This window comes from Vibrio sp. T20 (genome assembly GCF_007858795.1).
Classification (GTDB): domain Bacteria; phylum Pseudomonadota; class Gammaproteobacteria; order Enterobacterales; family Vibrionaceae; genus Vibrio; species Vibrio satsumensis.
On sequence record NZ_VFEB01000141.1, the window covers coordinates 49,796 to 69,167 of the forward strand.

General features: G+C 45.2%; 17 protein-coding genes. 8 read left to right on the forward strand and 9 right to left on the reverse strand.

Annotation, left to right across the window (positions count from 1 at the left end; genetic code table 11):
- Nucleotides 1-22 precede the first annotated feature (22 nt).
- Nucleotides 23-628, reverse strand: a complete 606-nt coding sequence (locus FTW16_RS17265; RefSeq protein WP_146491965.1) for a GTP-binding protein — start codon at nt 626-628, stop codon at nt 23-25.
- Between the two features lie 228 nt (nt 629-856).
- A complete protein-coding gene (gene yihA, locus FTW16_RS17270; protein WP_017631972.1) occupies nt 857-1,516 on the reverse strand; it encodes a ribosome biogenesis GTP-binding protein YihA/YsxC in 660 nt (219 codons plus the stop codon).
- A 148-nt stretch (nt 1,517-1,664) separates the two neighbouring features.
- Between yihA and FTW16_RS17275 the strand changes: the two genes are divergently transcribed.
- The 5 genes from FTW16_RS17275 to hemN all read left to right on the forward strand — a co-directional run bounded on the left by FTW16_RS17275 (nt 1,665) and on the right by hemN (nt 6,269).
- Nucleotides 1,665-2,282 (forward strand): c-type cytochrome, encoded by a 618-nt coding sequence (locus FTW16_RS17275; protein ID WP_060983242.1) that lies wholly within the window; start codon nt 1,665-1,667, stop codon nt 2,280-2,282.
- A gap of 557 nt (nt 2,283-2,839) precedes the next feature.
- A complete protein-coding gene (locus tag FTW16_RS17280; RefSeq protein WP_048612436.1) occupies nt 2,840-3,478 on the forward strand; it encodes a class I SAM-dependent methyltransferase in 639 nt (212 codons plus the stop codon).
- Nucleotides 3,478-4,035 (forward strand): Der GTPase-activating protein YihI, encoded by a 558-nt coding sequence (gene yihI, locus FTW16_RS17285; protein WP_060983241.1) that lies wholly within the window; start codon nt 3,478-3,480, stop codon nt 4,033-4,035. Before FTW16_RS17280 ends, yihI begins: the two co-directional genes overlap by 1 nt.
- A gap of 6 nt (nt 4,036-4,041) precedes the next feature.
- A complete protein-coding gene (locus tag FTW16_RS17290; RefSeq protein WP_060983240.1) occupies nt 4,042-4,530 on the forward strand; it encodes a DUF2489 domain-containing protein in 489 nt (162 codons plus the stop codon).
- A gap of 347 nt (nt 4,531-4,877) precedes the next feature.
- A complete protein-coding gene (gene hemN, locus FTW16_RS17295) occupies nt 4,878-6,269 on the forward strand; it encodes an oxygen-independent coproporphyrinogen III oxidase (protein ID WP_060983239.1) in 1,392 nt (463 codons plus the stop codon).
- An 83-nt stretch (nt 6,270-6,352) separates the two neighbouring features.
- Here the strand turns inward: hemN and FTW16_RS17300 are convergent, their stop codons facing one another.
- The 5 genes from FTW16_RS17300 to glnA all read right to left on the reverse strand — a co-directional run bounded on the left by FTW16_RS17300 (nt 6,353) and on the right by glnA (nt 14,195).
- A complete protein-coding gene (locus FTW16_RS17300) occupies nt 6,353-8,923 on the reverse strand; it encodes an EAL domain-containing protein (protein WP_146491966.1) in 2,571 nt (856 codons plus the stop codon).
- A gap of 107 nt (nt 8,924-9,030) precedes the next feature.
- Nucleotides 9,031-10,434 carry a nitrogen regulation protein NR(I) gene (gene glnG / locus FTW16_RS17305; protein ID WP_048661285.1) on the reverse strand — a complete coding sequence of 468 codons (1,404 nt, stop codon included), beginning with the start codon at nt 10,432-10,434 and terminating at the stop codon, nt 9,031-9,033.
- A 122-nt stretch (nt 10,435-10,556) separates the two neighbouring features.
- A complete protein-coding gene (glnL, locus tag FTW16_RS17310; protein ID WP_186728087.1) occupies nt 10,557-11,633 on the reverse strand; it encodes a nitrogen regulation protein NR(II) in 1,077 nt (358 codons plus the stop codon).
- 168 nt (nt 11,634-11,801) lie between these two features.
- Nucleotides 11,802-12,371 (reverse strand): DUF4124 domain-containing protein, encoded by a 570-nt coding sequence (locus FTW16_RS17315; protein ID WP_146491967.1) that lies wholly within the window; start codon nt 12,369-12,371, stop codon nt 11,802-11,804.
- A gap of 414 nt (nt 12,372-12,785) precedes the next feature.
- On the reverse strand, nt 12,786-14,195 hold the full coding sequence (gene glnA / locus FTW16_RS17320) for a glutamate--ammonia ligase (RefSeq protein WP_019826498.1): 1,410 nt from the start codon (nt 14,193-14,195) through the stop codon (nt 12,786-12,788).
- Nucleotides 14,196-14,757: 562 nt separating this feature from the next.
- Between glnA and typA the strand changes: the two genes are divergently transcribed.
- The gene (typA, locus tag FTW16_RS17330; protein ID WP_017059220.1) at nt 14,758-16,593 is read left to right on the forward strand and encodes a translational GTPase TypA; all 1,836 of its coding nucleotides are present in this window, start codon (nt 14,758-14,760) and stop codon (nt 16,591-16,593) included.
- Between the two features lie 180 nt (nt 16,594-16,773).
- Here the strand turns inward: typA and FTW16_RS17335 are convergent, their stop codons facing one another.
- Nucleotides 16,774-17,304, reverse strand: a complete 531-nt coding sequence (locus FTW16_RS17335) for an AAA family ATPase (protein WP_146491968.1) — start codon at nt 17,302-17,304, stop codon at nt 16,774-16,776.
- Nucleotides 17,305-17,335: 31 nt separating this feature from the next.
- Nucleotides 17,336-17,977, reverse strand: coding sequence for a DUF2959 domain-containing protein (locus FTW16_RS17340; protein ID WP_048607602.1), 642 nt, complete (start codon nt 17,975-17,977; stop codon nt 17,336-17,338).
- A 42-nt stretch (nt 17,978-18,019) separates the two neighbouring features.
- On the opposite strand from FTW16_RS17340, the gene FTW16_RS17345 reads away from it, so the two are divergent.
- Together FTW16_RS17345 and dtd are read left to right on the forward strand one after the other, a co-directional pair.
- Nucleotides 18,020-18,961, forward strand: coding sequence for a virulence factor BrkB family protein (locus FTW16_RS17345; RefSeq protein WP_146491969.1), 942 nt, complete (start codon nt 18,020-18,022; stop codon nt 18,959-18,961).
- Entirely contained in the window at nt 18,933-19,367 is a 435-nt protein-coding gene (dtd, locus tag FTW16_RS17350; protein ID WP_004735590.1) for a D-aminoacyl-tRNA deacylase, read from the forward strand. The genes FTW16_RS17345 and dtd overlap by 29 nt, the downstream gene beginning before the upstream one ends.
- Nucleotides 19,368-19,372: the final 5 nt, after the last annotated feature.

Consider the following 19,372-nt stretch of genomic DNA (forward strand, 5'->3'; position numbering starts at 1 on the left):
TAATTCATTGACCATTTACGTCTTATTTATCAGTGCATTGAGTGGGTGAATGCTCAATGTAATCCATGATTTCTTGTTGTTTTTCGGTACTGAATTTCAGTGCTTCGGCTGTGATCTGTATTGAGTGCGCCATGGAAGAGATGTTATGGGCCGCTTTCACTAATGTTTGCTGCATGGGTTTAAGGATCAGTAGATAGATAGCCGTTAACGCGATAACAATGACCGCGATCACCGCCGCCAGCGCAATAATGATTTTAGTTTGGATGTCATCTAGCAGTAATTGACTGGTTTTCTTAAAGGCGATTCGAGAATTGTCTAAGGCTTGCGGTAGTTGGTTGAGGGATGTTTTGGTTGAACTGGCAAGCTTATTAATGCTCTCAACAGTTTGATTCAATGCTTGCTGCTGGTCATCGCTGAGGTTGGGGTTGTTGACGATGGCTTGCAACGATTGTGATATCACCTCGAGAGATTCACTTGCCTCTTGAGCGTACTTCTCCATGCCATCGAGATCTAAGGTCATATCAACATTGACTAGAGCGGCCTCGGTTTTGGGCTGTTCCGATTCAGACGTTGCACCAGAAAATGAGATCAATATAAGTGCGATGGTCGCCAAGGGTTTTTTCCACATGAGTATTCCTTTCTCACTGTTCAGTTTGTTAAAGGTTGTCTTTTAGTATGGTTCACTTCTCTCGCTTCTAACTGATTAATCTTGTCTTTAACTCTCAAGATCTAGGTTTAACTGACTCATTTTCGGGTAAAAAAATACCCCACCTATAAAAGGCAGGGTATTGATAAGGCTAAATCACTGGTTGTCAGTGCTTTAGCCTCTAATTATAGATAAAGCTCTATATAGAGACTACTCTGAATCGTTGTGTTCTTCGTCTGCTAACTCATCGATCAGTTGGTCTGCAAGCGCTGGTGCGAACCACTCATCCATCTTGGCACGCAGCTGGTCTACGCCGATGCCCTTCATTGAAGAGAAGACATCAACCGCCACATCACCACCGAAAGATTTCGCATCGTTACGAATTTTCAGTAGCTGTGCTTTACGCGCGCCACTTTTCAGTTTGTCTGCTTTTGTTAACAAAACTTGTACTGGGATACGGCTATCGATAGCCCAGTAGATCATTTGTTGGTCAAGGTCTTTCATTGGGTGACGGATATCCATCAATACCACTAAACCTTTCAAGCTTTCACGTCGTTGTAGGTATTCACCTAGCGACTTCTGCCATTTTTTCTTCATCTCAAGTGGTACTTGAGCAAAGCCATATCCAGGTAAATCGACGATATGACAACCGTCCGTTACCTTAAATAGGTTAATTAGCTGAGTTCGACCGGGTGTTTTACTGGTTTTCGCCAAGCTTTTTTGGTTTGTAACGCGATTTAGCGCGCTAGATTTACCAGCATTGGAGCGTCCTGCAAACGCAATTTCGATCCCTTCGTCTTCTGGTAAATGACGAATATCAGGTGCACTGGTAATGAAATGCGTGTTTTGATAATGAATTTTTACGCTCACTGTTAACTCCATCTCGACTTTGTGTAGTCGATTGATTACTTTTTTGTGAATTTGTGTAAAATAACCGTGCTCGGCATAAGGTCGCCTATTGTACCATGAGTGGCAACATAGAGTGGTACTGGAAGCTTGATAATTATAATGGAATGTCATGAAGAAATTAGCGCTAATTTTGAGTCTTTTAGCCAGCTGCTCAGTATGGGCTCAAGGTAGTATTGAAGCTGGTAAAGCCAAATCACAAACATGTGTTGCCTGCCACGGTGCTGACGGCAACAGTCTGATCACTCAGTACCCTAAGCTGGCTGGTCAACACGAGAAGTACCTAGATAAGCAGTTAAAAGAGCTTAAGCTAGGTATGACGAGTGGTGGTAAGCAAGGTCGTTATGAACCTGTAATGGGTGCAATGGCGATGCCTTTATCTGAAGAAGATATGGCTGACCTAGCGGCATACTACGCATCGCTACCTATCTCTAGTAACTCTACTCCTGAAAATGTAGTAGATGAAGGTAAGGTTCTTTACACAGCGGGTAACGCAGAACGCGGCGTAACGGCATGTATTGCTTGTCACGGCCCTCGTGGTAATGGTACCGAACTTTCTGGTTTCCCTAAGATTTCAGGCCAACACGCAGATTACATCAAGGCTCAACTTGAGAAATTTCGCGATGGTAGCCGTAATAACGACATGAATGCGATGATGCGTGATGTAGCTAAAAAGTTAACAGACGCAGAAATTGATACCTTATCGAAGTACGTTGGTGGTTTACACTAATTTGTCGGTTTCTTGCTCTTAGCCAGAGTCAAGGAATGTACGCTCGAGCGAGATTGAAGAGACGCCCCGGTCAGTAATGATCGGGGCGTTTTCTTTTGCATTGGTTTTATTAATGAATTATACACTTATGTCTGATTTATCAATGTGTGATCGATTTGTGTACAAAAGTGTGAAGTCGCACTCTTGTAGTCTTTTTGTAACCGGGTAAAGTAACGGCCATCAGCTAGGAGCTGACTTAGATATGGATGATCATCTAGTCTAACGGTATAGACAGAAATGGATCAGGCTAGGACAGCCCAGCAACAAGGTGTTAGAAAAGGATAGCCAAAACTCATCAGGACGATGAACAACAAACAAATTTGGCATGGAAAGCACCAATAACAAATGGAGATTTGTGTACCAAGTTGAGTATGCAAATTTTGGCCGATATAGGCAGATTTAGAGAGCGATAGGTTTTCCTATCGCTTTTTTTATTGATTTGATGAAAAAACACCCAATACCACTCCACTATAAACTCAGTTTCTGGTATGTTTCGCATCCCTGTTTAAGGATGTGCTATGTATACTTGTCCCTTATGCCATCACCAAGGCGTGAATCACTATTTTGAAGACAAACGCAGAGCCTATCTGCAGTGTCAGCAATGTGAACTGGTATTTGTTAAACCTGAACAAAGGTTAGAAGCAAAAGAAGAAAAAGCACACTATGATCTCCATGAGAACGATCCTAGTGATGCAGGCTATCGCCGCTTTTTATCTCGCATTGCGGATCCACTAACAGACAAAATTTCATCTAACTCACAAGGGTTAGATTTTGGTTGTGGCCCAGGCCCTACGCTATCTATTATGTTAGAAGAAGCCGGACACACCATGGAGTTGTACGATATCTATTACCACCCAGATACCTCTGTGTTGGAAAAAACGTATGACTTTATGACTGCCACGGAGGTGATAGAGCATCTTTATCACCCAGACAAAGTGTGGCAGCAATGGTTGAATTTAGTTAAACCCAAGGGCTGGATTGGTCTTATGACTAAACTAGTAATAGACGTAGATGCGTTTGCTGGTTGGCACTACAAGAATGACCCGACACATGTCGTCTTCTTTAGTCGTCAAACATTCCAGTTTTTGGCAGAGCGGGATAAGCTCGAACTAGAATTTTTTGGAAATGATGTAATTTTACTGAGGAAAGTGCAGTAATGGGTCGTAGTAAGAAATCAAGAAAACCGGGAGCACTTGGCGCCCCGGAACCTATGGTTACTCGTAACCGTAGTGAATCTGATGTTGAAGGTCGTGAACGTAAGCGTGTTAAAAAACGTAAAGGCCTTAAGTCTGGCAGTCGTCACTCAGATGGTAGCGAAGCAAAACAGCGTAAAGCTGCACAAGCTCGTGACCCTCGTTTAGGCAGCAAGAAAAAAATCCCGCTGATCGTTGAACCAGTGAAGAAGCCGACTAAACAAGAGCGCAAGCTATCTAACGAACAAGAGTTAGAGATGCTTGAGAATGATGCTCAACTAAACACATTGCTCGATCGTATCGAAAATGGTGAAAACCTAGGTGCTGGTCTACAGAAGTTTGTTGATGAGAAACTTGATCGTATCGAACACCTAATGGGCCGCTTAGGTCTACTAGAGCCAGAAGACGATGAAGAAGAGATCTTCGAAGAAGCACCGGTTGCATCTAAGAAGAAAGCGAGCTCTGACGAAGACTTGCTATCTCAATTCGAAGATTTCGATTTAGACAGCTTTAAAGGTTAATAGCCAATGAACGTAACCTTATTAGCAATTGCTGGTGGAATTATCATTCTCGGCTTGGGCTCTTACGCAGGTTACCTTCTACTTCAAGTGAAGAAGCAGACGGAGTTGCAAAAGCAGCATCAAGCACTAGCCATTGAAAAACGTAACGCGACGATTTACGAAAACGTAAATACTTTGTGCTTAGCGGGTATTCAAGGGCAATGTGACTTACCTGAGATCAGTATCCGAGTGTGTATCATTATGGATAATGTGCAGGGTGATGAGCGTGTCGATTTTGATTCTGAGTATCCTGCTCTTTCTGAGCTGTACCACATCGTAAAAGATATGGCTCGCGGAGATGAAAGGCAGGAGCTGACCAAGAAAGAACGCATGCAGCAGAATCTCACACGCCATAAGGCAGAGACTCGCTTGAATGATGCGGTCATCGAGGATTTGAAAAGATTGCAGGAGAAGGTTAAACCACTCAACAATCAAATCAACATTCAGATGATCTAGTCACTAAGACTATTTAATATAGAGGCTTGTTTAACATTTAGTTTTCAAGACGCGCAGTTTTTAAGATGCGCTGCTTTTGAGACATACAGCTTTTAAGACTCATTGTCTTTAGTGCGATTTGTCTTTAACAGATAGTGTTAAATGAGCCTTCTTACCTTTTGCGTCTCGTTAATCCCGACGCTTTGTTAGTGATCAAGCTAGCAGTTCTGAGTTTTTGTCTGAAAAATTGATTTTGTCTTAGAACGGCCTTACTGGTCGTGTGGCAAAATAACCCGTCTATATTTTAATGTATGTAAAATGATTTGAGAGACCTTAGGTTCTCGCGGATCTAAATTGGAAATACCGCTATGTCGAGCAAGCCAGTAACAACGAATCAGCAAATCGTTTGGGATCAAGAGATCTTAAACAAGTACAACTATTCGGGACCTCGTTACACCTCATACCCAACTGCGTTGGAGTTTCATGAAGCGTTTACCGTCGCTGATTACGACATGGCGTGTACTCAATATCCTGAGCGTCCACTCTCTCTTTACGTGCATATTCCATTCTGTCACAAGCTTTGTTACTACTGTGGTTGTAATAAAGTCATAACTCGTCACTCGCATAAAGCGGATGAGTACCTTGATGTTATTGAACATGAAATCCGCCAACGCGCCTCTTTATTGAATGGTCGTGAAGTGACTCAATTGCACTTCGGTGGTGGTACGCCAACGTTTTTGACCAAAACACAAATCACTCGCTTGATGATGATTCTGCGTGAGGAATTTAACTTCACCGCTGACGCTGAGATCAGTATTGAAGTTGACCCGCGTGAGATTGAGCTGGATGTTCTCGATCACCTACGTAACGAGGGCTTTAATCGTCTGAGTATTGGTGTGCAAGACTTCAATAAAGAAGTACAGAAGCTGGTTAACCGTGAGCAAGATGAAGAGTTCATCATTGCGATGGTTCAACGAGCGAAAGAGCTAGGCTTCCGCTCAACTAACCTTGATTTGATTTACGGCCTACCAAAGCAGACTCAAGCTTTGTTCGCTGAAACATTGAAGCAAGTGCTGGAGATGAAACCGGGTCGTTTATCGGTATTTAACTACGCACACATGCCTCAGCTGTTTGCTGCGCAGCGCAAGATTAAAGACGAAGACCTACCGGAAGCGAAAGAGAAAATGGCTATCTTACAAGATACCATCGAGACGCTAACGGGAGCGGGTTACCAGTTCATCGGTATGGACCACTTTGCTCTACCTGAAGATGAGCTAGCGGTTGCTCAGCGTGAAGGCATTCTGCATCGTAACTTCCAAGGCTACACTACCCAAGGTGAAGCTGACCTAATTGGCTTCGGTGTTTCTGCTATCTCTATGGTGGGCGATGCTTACGCACAAAACCAAAAAGAGCTGAAGAAGTACTACGCTCAGGTGAATGACCTGCGCCATGCACTTTGGAAAGGCGTGGCACTAGACAGTGATGACCTTCTACGTCGTGAGGTGATCAAGCAGCTTATCTGTAACTTTAAGCTTGATAAGACCATGATTGAATCTGAGTTCTCGGTTAACTTTAGTCGCTACTTCAAAGAAGATTTAGAGCTTCTACAAACCTTCATCAACGACGATTTGGTTGAAGTCGATGATAAAGAAATCCGCGTTACTCTGCGTGGCCGTTTGCTGATCCGTAACATCTGTATGTGTTTTGATAAATACCTACGTGCCAAGGCTCGCCAGCAGCAATTCTCTCGCGTTATCTAACAGTGCGATAGAGAATAGAACAATAAAAAATGCCAGCATCATGCTGGCATTTTTGTATCTGACTCATTCGATTTCTGCGTGACTTAGGTGAGGCTCTGTTTGGTATTTTGTTTGACCTTGGTGTTGCTGAGGTCGGTAGGCCATTGGTCAAACGGAACTGGACGGCTGTATAAGAATCCTTGAGCAAGTGGGCACTGCAGCTGCTTGAGGAGTTCAGCCTGTTGCTGTGTTTCAACGCCTTCTGCCACCAAGCTTACTTTGAAACCCTTAGTGATGTTAACGATGGCCGCGACGATGGAGCTGTCTAGATTCTCTTTTTCTAGCTTGCTGACAAAGCTGCGATCGATCTTTAAGCAGTCAAATGGCAGTTTCTGCAGATAGGCTAGGGATGAGTAGCCAGTGCCGAAGTCATCAATCGCAATTGAGATACCGAGTGCTTTTAGCGTTAGCATATTGTCAATGATGGTCGGGTCATTGTCGACGATGCGTGACTCCGTGATCTCTAGTGTCAGGTTGCCTGCTAGAAGCTTGGTGTCACGTAGCGTGCCTTTAACTAGTTCGACAAAGCTACTTTCGCTTAGTTGATCGACCGATAGATTGACGTGAATCGAGAAGTCTTTGCTCCACTTTCCTGACTCAATCGCGATTGCTGTATCTCGGCAGGACTTATGCAGAATCTGTTTTCCGATATCGTAAATGAGCCCGCTCTCTTCCGCGAGAGGAATAAATTCGAGTGGCGAGATCACCCCTTCATCGGTTATCCAGCGAGCTAAAGCTTCCGCCCCTATGGTTGAGCCGGACTCCAGATCAATAATAGGCTGATAAAACGGTTCGAATTGTTGAAGCTCAATCGCTCGGTTCATCCGCGCTAGCATCTTGGTGCGATGCCTTGATGCTTTACCCATCTCTGGGCTGTAAATACTAACACTGGTTTTGTCTTGTTTCGCGTTGCTCAGAGCAATGCTGCTACTGCGTAGCAGTAGTGTAATATCGTGGAGGTTCGAGACACTCACTATCCCCATCGATATCTTAATCACCACGCTTTCCGATTCCATTGAAAATGGGGAAGCGAAGGTTTGAAGTAAGCGATTAGTCAGTAGCTGAACATCATCGCTTCGCGTAACGTTTGGCGCGTAGATGGCAAACTCATCACCACCAGTACGAGCTAGTAGGTATTCGGATGGCAGTGTGCCCCTTAAACGAGCGGCAGCAATGATAAGCAGTTGGTCACCATTGTAATGACCTAGGCTGTCATTGATGTCTCGGAAGCGATCAATACCAATCAAATACAGCGTGCCTTTTTCGTTGTCAGGGTGTTTCTTGGCTGCATCAATAAAGCCTTCACGGCTGTAAAGTTTGGTAAGTGAGTCATAGGTAAGCTGAGACTGTAATGCGTGAAACGAGGCCTTTAAGTTACTAGCCATTTCATTGAATGAGTCCACCAGCATACTGGTTTCATAGATATGCCCCGTCTTTGGCATGCTCGTGTCCCAATCGCCCTTAGCAAGATGCTTTGCCGCATCTGCTGTCGAGGTAATAGGTTGGATTACGCGATTAAAAGCAATTAACCCTGCAATGACCCCAATGCAACTCAGTGCTAGCCCGAGCAACCAACTGTTTCTTTGGTTTTCTGGCAACTCACCGAGCAGATTGCTTTCAGGGATCGACACCCCAATAAACCACGTGAGGCCGTGTTCATCTTCGTAAGGGGTGATTTGGTTGAAGTAGCGTTCGTTGTCTAGGCGGAAGCTAAAGCGCTGCTCGCCCAAATTATCGATTAGGTGGAATTGGTCTACGTAACTGGCGCTTTCACGTATGACGGGGGTAGCACTCTCTGTTGCCAGTAAGCGTTGGCCTTTATTGGTTTTTCCTGTTCCCCATGAAACGACACTGCCTCCGCCTGAGTGTGCGACCAAGCGCTGCTGCTTATCGATGATATAAACAGAGGCATCTGTTCTATCTTTGAGCTTTCTGAGAAACGCATTGAAGGTATTGATTTTGATATCGCTGACGACGACGGCTTTGAATTCATTACCATCATAGATAGGGGAGAGAGCAGATAAGGTGATTTCTTGGCGTTCGTCAGCATTGGCATAAATTGGTGACCATAACGGTTTTTTCTGTGTCGCAACGGGTGTGTACCAAGGACGGATTCTTGGATCGTAACCTGAAATCACCGATCGAATGTCTTCACTAATCTTGCTGCCACGGTAAATGACCAACTGATCATTAGTGCGTTCGTCTTGCACCATCAAGGTGTAGCCTTTGTTGGCTTCTTTGCGGAAACCGACGTAGTTACCATCTTCAGAACCAAAGCCGATCACATCGAGTTGAGGTACAGCAGTGTAATGGTCTGAAAACGTATAAAAAATATAGTCTTGGACCTTACTAAGGTTGCCCGCTTGATAAAGATGGTGGTAGCCGATGTTATGGCTGAGTGAGAGGTTCGCATGAAATGGCTTTTCTAAAAAATTAGACAGGCTTTGGTGAACGTGGTCAGTAAGTGATGTTAGCTGGCGTGCACTAACATCACTCACCATCTCTTTGTAGCTTTGCTTTTGAGTAAAAACCATTACGCCCATAGTGAATAGAAAAATCATCACGAATGGCAGAACCACTGCGGTTCTCAAGGTAATTTGTGTTTTCAAAGACATCTTTAGCTACAACTTTGGTGAATAGTGTACTGTAATTGTACCGACACTATTCAGACCAAGCGACACTTTTTTGGTTAAAAAGTAGCTGCATCGAGAGTCATATTAGGTCAGTACAGCTCTTTAAGCTTGCGAGTTAGGGTGTTTCTTCCCCAACCTAAAACCTTGGCTGCATCTTGTTTGTGACCATTAGTATGGTTGAGTGCAGCCTCAAGTAGTATACGTTCAAACTCTGGTAGCGCATAAGTCAGCAGTTCTTTTTCTCCTGAATCAAGCGCACACTTCGCCCAATTAGCGAGCAGTTGTTGCCAGTTATCTCCAGTTCCAGAGGTTGTCACTACTTTTTCTTCTAGCAGCTCTGGGGGAAGGTCTGAAGGGAGAATTTCGCTGCCACTCGCCATCACGGTGAGCCAGCGACAAATGTTCTCAAGCTGACGCACGTTACCCGGCCAATTGAGCTGGTTGAGCTTCAAAATGGTCTCAGGGTGCAGGGTCTTAACTTCAACACCGAGCTCTTCGGCGGCGGATGCTAGGAAGTGATGTGTGAGCTTTTCAATGTCTTGTTTGCGTTCGCGAAGTGCCGGGATATGAATTCGGATAACGTTGAGTCGGTGGAAAAGGTCTTCACGGAAGTCGCCTTCATGCACCAATCGTTCAAGGTCTTGGTGGGTTGCGGCAACGATGCGAACGTCAACCTTCACCGCAGAGTGTCCACCCACACGATAAAACTGACCATCAGAAAGTACACGTAACAAGCGAGTCTGAATATCGAGTGGCATGTCGCCGATCTCATCAAGAAAAAGCGTGCCGCCGTTGGCTTGTTCGAAACGTCCTTGGCGAACGCTGTTAGCTCCGGTAAAGGCGCCTTTCTCGTGGCCAAACAACTCAGATTCGATCAGATCCTTGGGAATTGCCGCCATGTTCAAAGCTATGAATGGCTTTTTAGCTCTTGGGCTGTGACGGTGCAAAGCGTGAGCGACTAACTCCTTACCAGTACCTGATTCGCCATTGATGAGTACTGAAATAGATGATCGAGACAAACGGCCAATAGCACGGAAAACCTCTTGCATTGCCGGCGCTTCACCGATGATTTCAGGCGCGTTGGTATCTTCGGCTACTTCACTGGCTTGCTCACGTTTCTGTTCTTGGCTGTGCGCGATCGCTCGCTCCACTAGAGTCAGTGTCTCATCAATATCGAACGGCTTTGGTAGATATTCAAAGGCGCCTTTTTGATAAGCATTCACCGCCGCATCAAGGTCTGAATGCGCGGTCATGATGATCACGGGCAGGTCGGGAGAGCGTTGGTGAACTTGATGCAACAGCTCAATTCCGTCAATACCTGGCATGCGAATATCAGACACCAACACGTCAGGTGTCTCGCGTTCAAGCGCAAGCAATACGCTCTCGGCATCAGCAAATGTCTCACACTTTATATCCGCAGATGAGAGTGTTTTCTCTACTACCCAGCGGATCGAGCTGTCGTCATCGACGACCCAAACGTATCCCTTACTCATAATTCAATTCCTTTGCAGCCAAATCTATTGTGATAATCATTGTTGTTTTTATGATGTCTTTAATTTTTGTGTTACCGAGTTAAGCCTTTGATCTCGCAGTCCAATAGCGAGGTTCTTGTAACCTAAATCGGCAGGTAAATCGTGAATGTGGTGCTGCCCGGCCAGCTTTCAACATCAATTTTCCCATTGTGTTGATCGATCAGGTTCTGAGATATCGATAGCCCCAGTCCTGTACCGCCTTCTCGTCCGCTGACCATTGGGTAAAACAGGGTGTCTTTTAAATCATCGGGGATGCCCGGACCGTTATCGCTGATCTCAACACGAGCCGCGAGTTTGTGTCGTTGCCCATGAATATTTGCTTGATGCACCGTTCTGGTGCGAATGGTGATTTTCCCTGATTCCTGAGTCTTTAGAATCTGCGCCGCATTGCTCACGATATTGAGCATGGCTTGTTCAACTTGCGCAGAATCCATCAAAATCGCAGGTAGGCTTGGATCGTAATCTCGCTCGATAGCGAGCGTCGAACCTGATTCGAGCTCAACCAGTTGCCTTACTTTTTCGAGTATCTGGTGAAGGTTCTCTTCTGATTTGGTTCCTGGCTTTTGCGGGCCAAGCAGGCGATCGACTAAAGCGCGCAAGCGGTCGGCTTGCTCAATAATGATCTGGGTGTACTCATTCAGAGACTGATCAGGGAGCATCTTTCCAAGTAGTTGCGCAGCACCTCTTAAACCACCCAATGGGTTCTTGATCTCATGTGCTAACCCACGCACCAGCAGCTTAGCCGCTTGTTGTTGTGCGTGTTGGTTAAGCTCTTGGCTGAGTCTTCTTTGTTGGTCAATCTTGCGCATCTCAACCAATAACAGCGTTTCACGTTGCCAAGAGATTGGGCTAACCGTCACCTCAAGCATCAGCGGGCGGTTATCAACGACGAAGGTCACGTCACTGTCGGTAATGCTCTGGCCGCTTTGTAGAGGTTGAGTTAGAAGTGCTAAGTCGAGCGAGGCGTGTTGGATAAGTTGGCTCAGTGGATGATCAACGATGCGTCGCGCGCTCTGTGAAAAGAGTTGTTCAGCCGCCGGATTGGCGTAGCGGACATACAGTTGCTCATCGAGCATCAATGTCGAAGTCACCATATTGTCGAGAATGGCGCTGGAAAGATGATGTGTATCTATGCTGTCGCTTTTGGCTGATCGATTCACTATTTCGTCCTTGAATTGGTGCTTTTTTCACTGCACCAAATTGGTGCGTAGCTAAGTTCAAGTATGGCGCATATCAACCAGAAGCTAAAGATAATTCATTAGAGTCGCTGAAAGCTGCTTCGATTTGGTGAAAAGTAGAGGTAATTCAGTCTCTTTTCACACATTGGCCTACTTGAGCGTCGCTCGATGTAAATACACGGTGACTGGACTAGTAGATGCAATAAGCTTGCCGCTTCTATGTGCTTGAATTGCAATGGTGTGAGTACCTCGATCGATACCTTTTAATTCCCAAATAGGTTGAGTCTGTGGGGCGCCATAACGACGGCCATCGAGTATCAATTGTAATTGCTCCCCGATACCAAGTTTTCGGTTGAGAACTATCTGAATCGGGATTAAGCCGCGGTTGCTATGAATGGTTTGATCATGAACTGGAGTCAGCATGGTGAGGGCTAATTGAGTGGGAACCTCACGTTTTGTGGTTTCTGTTTTTGCCTGATTTTTAGCTGGCGTTGCCGTTTTAGTTGTAGGTAAAGCAGCGGTGTCTACCGGAGTTGAAGCCTCAAATTTAGGGGCGGGTGCTGAAGCTTGCACATCTGGCAGGCGAAGAGCCTCGGCATCTTGAGCGCTAGGGTTATCACTAAAGTGGAGCACGCCATCCTCATCCACCCAGGTATACACCGTTTGAGCAGAGCACGAGAGCGCGACTGTTAACCCGATCAGGAACAGTATATTTTTCATATCTTTAGCCTCTTTGTCACCACTAGGTGATTTCACGTTTGGCGTTGGTTTTGTTATTGATTTTATTGATTTTATTGGTTTTGATTTTATTGTATTTAGCGCGACAGCCTCTGAGGGCTTTTGTTAAATACCAATCACAGTAAGTTAATGCTCAGAAATAGCGCAGGAAAAAGGCTTGAAAACGAGGCAGGTTTTTTCGATAAGTAGTTATTCTACAATCAAAAAACCTAACGATGTTATCGAGTGTTTTAACAAGCTAGGCTGAGTAGTTATTTGCTACGATTGGTATCTAGTATGGTACGAGGAGGGGAGCGTCGAGAGAATATAAAAAAGGCCCGCCTGCGAGGCGAGCCTAATATTTAGTCAGCGATTCTTACAAGATTGCAGTAAGAAATGGCTTATCTCTACAGGAGATTAAACTGAGTAGTACAGTTCAAACTCAAGTGGGTGTGTAGCCATGTTCACGCGTTGTACATCGTCAGATTTCAGAGTGATGTAAGAATCGATGAAATCGTCAGAGAATACGCCGCCAGCTGTTAAGAACTCACGGTCTTCGCTAAGCGCTGCTAGAGCTTCTTGTAGAGATTCTGCAACTGTTGGGATTTCAGCTGCTTCTTCTGCAGGAAGGTCGTATAGATCTTTATCCATAGCTTCGCCTGGGTGAATCTTGTTCTTGATACCGTCAAGGCCAGCCATAAGCATTGCTGAGTAGCATAGGTATGGGTTCGCTGCTGGGTCACCAAAACGTAGCTCGATACGACGTGCTTTAGGGCTTGGTACTACTGGGATACGGATAGAAGCAGAGCGGTTACGTGCTGAGTAAGCAAGCATTACAGGTGCTTCGAAACCAGGTACAAGACGCTTGTACGAGTTAGTTGATGGGTTAGCAAACGCGTTGATTGCACGAGCGTGCTTGATTACACCACCGATGTAGTAAAGCGCCATTTCAGATAGGCCGCCGTACTTATCACCAGCAAACAGGTTAACGCCGTCTTTTGCTAGAGATTGGTGAACGTGCATACCAGAACCGTTGTCACCAACTAGTGGCTTAGGCATGAATGTCGCTGTTTTACCAAATGCGTGAGCAACGTTGTGTACAACGTACTTGTAGATTTGAGTTTCATCAGCTTTCGCTGTTAGCGTGTTGAAGCGAGTTGCGATTTCGTTTTGACCCGCAGTTGCTACTTCGTGGTGGTGAGCTTCAACTACTAGGCCCATCTCTTCCATTACTAGACACATTGCTGAACGGATGTCTTGAGATGAATCTACAGGAGCTACTGGGAAGTAACCGCCTTTAACGCCAGGACGGTGACCTTTGTTACCGCCTTCGATGTCAGAACCTGTGTTCCAAGCTGCTTCTACGTCATCAATCTTGAAGAAAGAACCAGACATGTCGTTTGAGAACTTAACGTCGTCAAATAGGAAGAATTCTGGCTCTGGACCAACTAGAACTGTGTCTGCGATACCTGTAGAACGTAGGTACTCTTCAGAACGTTTAGCGATAGAGCGTGGGTCACGGTCGTAGCCTTGCATTGTTGCAGGCTCAAGGATGTCACAACGGATGTTTAGCGTTGCGTCTTCTGTGAATGGGTCCAGTACAGCAGATGCTGCGTCCGGCATCATTACCATGTCAGATTCGTTAATGCCTTTCCAACCAGCTACTGAAGAGCCGTCAAACATTTTGCCTTCTTCGAAGAAGTCTGCATCAACTTGGTGAGAAGGAATAGAGATATGCTGCTCTTTACCTTTTGTATCAGTAAAACGTAAGTCGATAAATTTAACTTCGTTCTCTTGGATCAGGGATAGTACATTTTCTACTGACATCTTGGATAACCTCCAGTGTTATTAATTCGGTATTAGCTCGATTCGGTTGAAACTAGCATTGATTAATGTCTATAAGTGCATTAATCGATGCTGATTTATCTATAGCCAAAAACGTGCCAAAAAAATTATTCCATTAATTTCAATGATTTACTTGTTTTTCAATTTTGCCTAATCTGGTTTTTGCACCAAAATGATCTTTGGCTGCACCTTGTTGGTGCAATGATTTGTCTGTGCACCAATATGAGACATAAGCGAGCACCATTCAGCAATGAATTGCCTAAGTTGTCAATCCACTTTTGTTATTTTGCGGGAGATTTGGCTCGCCACTCGCCGGTGATGCTTTTTTAGAGTCCTACGAATTTGGCTGCTCAACACTGTACTGAATCAAAGTTAAGCGGATATGAATCGCTAATAAAGAAAAAAGCCTTGGTTCAGATCACATATTTCTGGGTTTTTGTCTAGAATCTGGTATATTATTGACCGTTTTTTAAATCAAGCTAGCGGTTATTATCCAAACTTTTGAGATAAGTGACGGCTACTTTTATGAGTGAATCGAGAATCCATGTCTACTCCACAGATTGATAAGTTAAGAAATATCGCGATCATCGCGCACGTTGACCACGGTAAAACGACTTTGGTTGATAAACTGCTACAACAGTCAGGCACTCTTGAGTCTCGTGGTGAAGCTGAAGAGCGTGTCATGGATTCGAATGACATCGAAAAAGAGCGTGGCATTACCATTCTTGCTAAGAACACAGCAATCAACTGGAATGATTACCGCATCAACATCGTAGATACTCCGGGACACGCGGACTTCGGTGGTGAAGTTGAGCGTATCATGTCTATGGTTGACTCTGTTCTGCTTATCGTTGACGCAGTTGATGGCCCAATGCCTCAAACTCGTTTCGTAACGCAAAAAGCATTCGCACACGGTCTTAAGCCAATCGTTGTAATCAACAAGATTGACCGCCCGGGCGCTCGTCCTGATTGGGTTATGGATCAAGTATTCGACCTTTTCGACAACCTAGGTGCTACTGATGAGCAACTAGACTTCACAGTTGTTTACGCTTCAGCTCTAAACGGTTGGGCAACAATGACTGAAGGCGAAACTGGCGAGAACATGGAACCATTGTTCCAAGCTGTTGTTGATACAGTAGACGCGCCTGCAGTTGACCTTGACGGCCCACTACAAATGCAAATTTCGCAACTTGATTACAGCTCTTACGTAGGTGTTATCGGTGTTGCTCGTGTTACTCGTGGTTCTGTTAAGCCAAACCAACAAGTAACTATCGTAAATGCAGAAGGCAAAAAACGTAACGGTAAAGTAGGTACAGTTCTTGGTTACCTAGGTCTTGACCGTCACGAAGTTGAGCAAGCTAACGCTGGCGACATCATTGCAATCACTGGTCTTGGTGAGCTGAAAATTTCAGACACTATCTGTGACGTAAATAATGTTGAAGCAATGACTCCGCTTTCTGTTGATGAACCAACAGTAACAATGACGTTCCAAGTAAACACTTCTCCGTTCGCGGGTAAAGAAGGTAAGTTCGTTACTTCACGTAACATCCTTGAGCGTCTAGAAAAAGAACTAGTACACAACGTTGCACTACGTGTTGAAGAAACTGATAACCCAGATCGTTTCCGTGTTTCTGGTCGTGGTGAACTTCACCTATCTATCCTGATCGAAAACATGCGTCGTGAAGGCTTCGAGCTAGCTGTATCTCGTCCAGAAGTTATCATCAAGAAAGACGAAGATGGCAACCTAACTGAACCGTTTGAAACTGTGACTATCGACGTGCTTGAAGAGCACCAAGGTGGCATCATGGAAAACATCGGTCTACGTAAAGGTGAGCTAACTGATATGTCTCCAGATGGCAAAGGCCGTGTTCGCATGGACTTCATGATGCCTTCTCGTGGTCTTATCGGTTTCCAAACTGAGTTCCTAACTCTAACGTCTGGTTCTGGTCTTCTTTACCACTCATTTGATCACTACGGTCCTCACAAAGGCGGCGTAATCGGTCAACGTAACAACGGTGTTCTAATCTCGAACGCGACTGGTAAAGCACTGACTTACGCACTATTCAACCTACAAGAACGTGGTCGTCTATTTGCTGAGCACGCAGATGAAGTATACGAAGGTCAAATCATCGGTATTCATAACCGTTCAAACGACCTAACAGTAAACTGTCTGAAAGGTAAGCAGCTAACGAACGTTCGTGCATCAGGTACTGATGAAGCACAGGTTCTTTCGCCACCTATCCGTCACACTCTAGAGCAAGCTCTTGAGTTCATCGACGAAGACGAACTAGTAGAAGTAACGCCTGTAAGCATTCGTATCCGTAAGAAACTTCTTACTGAAAACGAACGTAAGCGTGCAGCACGTCCAGCTAAGGCTTAATTGCCAGCTGACGAGCTTCTAGCTAAGTAAATAAGAAAGCCCTGAGTAGCCAAGCTGCTCAGGGCTTTTGTTTTTTAGTTAGCTAAGATACGAGTAAACGAGATGCGGGATACGAAGAGTGTGTTCGATATCTACTTAGCGAATCGTCCTTCCAGAATTGAGGAGCGAAATATCTGGAATCTAGCTTTTGATTCCTAGGTGACTTTCAACGAACTGAACTCGCTCAGCGACCGACATAAAGGGCACTTCAACTACCTTATAACCTAGCTCTCGATAGACTTTGACCAGCGTGTGGTGAATCTCTAATGCTTCTTCAAATGGGTAAGGGCGCACTTCATCTTGCACATAGATGGAAGCTTCAGGGCGACAGAACAAGACTTGTGGGTGATAGCCTTGGCTCGCTTCTCGGTAGTTCTCAGTAACCTCAAGGTTGGCCTGGGACAAGTAACCGCAGATGTCGGGAATAGCGCGATCGAGAAACGCAATCGGACGTTGATTGGCTTGGTCTTTTTGTTCGCTCATGACGGTTAAACATAGGCGAGCAAAGCCCGGAAGGTTTAACCAAGGTAAGATACCGGTCTCAAGTTGGCTCTGCTGTTCGATTAACTGGCGAGAGGACTCAGCGAAGGTTGGGTAACCCGCATCTCCCAAGGCATTAATTAGTGTGGTCTTTCCGGCACCAGGGCCGCCAGTAATAATGATTGGGTTCATACGGGCTTATCTTTATTTGTGTCTACGGGCGTTATTTCTGGTTCAGTTGAGCTAGGAACTTATCCGATTCTGCTATTGCAGCATTCATCTGTTTGATCGCGTAGGCGATGTCTTTTTCTAAGCTCATAAACTCACCCTGCAGTGAACCCACAGCACTCGCATTGAGGTTGTGCTTCAAGTAAAGCGTGTTATCGCGAAGGGTATTGAGCACGGGATCCATTTTCTTCTCGGCGCGCTTCATTGCTGACAGCATCGTTTGGTAAGACGATTTGGTTTCACGCAACTTTTGCTCACTCGAGCGGCGCAGTGAATCACTGGTGTAGAGATCTAATTCATTCTGCCACTCTTCAAACAGCGCATCTGACACATCTTCGATCGCAGCAATACGATCACTGACATTTTGCGCGGCTTTCTCACTGTCTTGGTATTTATCGTTGATCTGGTTGTACATGTCTTCAAGGTCGCCACCACTGAAGTTAGTCAGGCTGCTGAGTGCTTCAAGTGCGCTGGTAAACTCTTCCTGAGCATCCTGCTGCGACTCTTTAGCGTCTTCTACTCTATCGACCATGATGTCACGTTTGTGGTAGCCCACCTGTTCCATTGCAGAGTAATAAGCGGATTGGCATCCAGTAAGAGTAAAAATAGAGAGGACTATAACTATTAAATAAGGCATCCTAGTTTCCTATAGTTAAATAAAGGAATATTAGTTAGGACTATGAACGAGTTACCAGGGAGTTACAAGTTGAAGATAAAAAAGGTCGCTACACTCAGTATTCAGTTCTCTCGCTATCTTTTGGCGCGAATGACGCACGATAGAGTGAATGTGAATGCGGGCTACTTGGCGTACATTACTTTGCTCTCGATCGTTCCTATGCTGACGGTATTGCTCTCTATCTTGTCGTCATTCTCCATCTTTGCTGATGTTGGTATCGTGATTCAAAACTTCGTTATTACCAACTTTGTTCCTGCATCTGGGGATGCAGTACACGGCGCGTTGTTGGAGTTCGTTGCCAATACCGGAAAGATGACGGCGGTAGGTAGTGTGTTCTTATTCATTGCAGCGCTGATGCTGATTTCGAATATTGATAAGAACTTAAACTACATCTGGCGAGTAACGGAAAAGCGTCGTGCGGTGCTGTCTTTCTCTATGTACTGGATGGTGCTCACGCTTGGACCAATTCTAGTGGGAGCGAGTATTGCTGCAACGTCTTACGTGACCTCATTGAGCTTGCTGCAAAATGAGGTGGTGTCTGGTGCTTTTAATACCGTAATTCGCAAACTTCCTTTGATTCTCTCTTTCTTTGCGTTTTTCGGTCTGTATCTGCTGGTTCCCAACAAAAAGATACACTTTTCTCATGCAGCTGCAGGTTCTCTAGTGGCGGCTCTGCTGTTTGAATTAAGCAAGAAAGGCTTCGCGGCCTACATTACTCAATTCCCTTCTTACCAGTTGATTTATGGTGCATTGGCGGCAATTCCAATTCTATTTGTCTGGGTTTATTTGTGCTGGTTGATCGTGCTGGTTGGTGCTGAGGTGACGGCCGCATTGGGTGAGCAGGAACAGTGGAGTGACCCGAAAGAAATGGTACACTCGTCGGATAAAGACAAAATCACAGAGCAAGGAAACAACAGTGATAGCACTGATCCAGAGAGTAAGTGAAGCTGCCGTCCGTGTTGATGGCGAAGTAGTTGGTGAGATTGAGCAAGGCTTATTGGTTTTGTTAGGCGTAGAAAAAGGTGATGATGAAGCCAAAGCCAAACGTTTGATGGAACGAGTAACCACTTATCGTGTCTTTGGAGATGAAGACGATAAAATGAACCTCAACGTGAAGCAGGTAGAAGGTAAGGTATTAGTGGTGTCTCAATTCACTCTGCCAGCCGATACCAAAAAAGGGACACGAGCAGGGTTTTCTCGTGGTGCTCACCCAGAAGATGCTGAGCGTCTCTACAACTATTTCTCAGACCAATGTGAATCAGTGTTGCCAACGGAACGTGGCCGATTCGCAGCCGACATGAAAGTGTCTTTGGTTAATGATGGCCCAGTGACATTCTGGCTGCAGGTTTAGGCTTA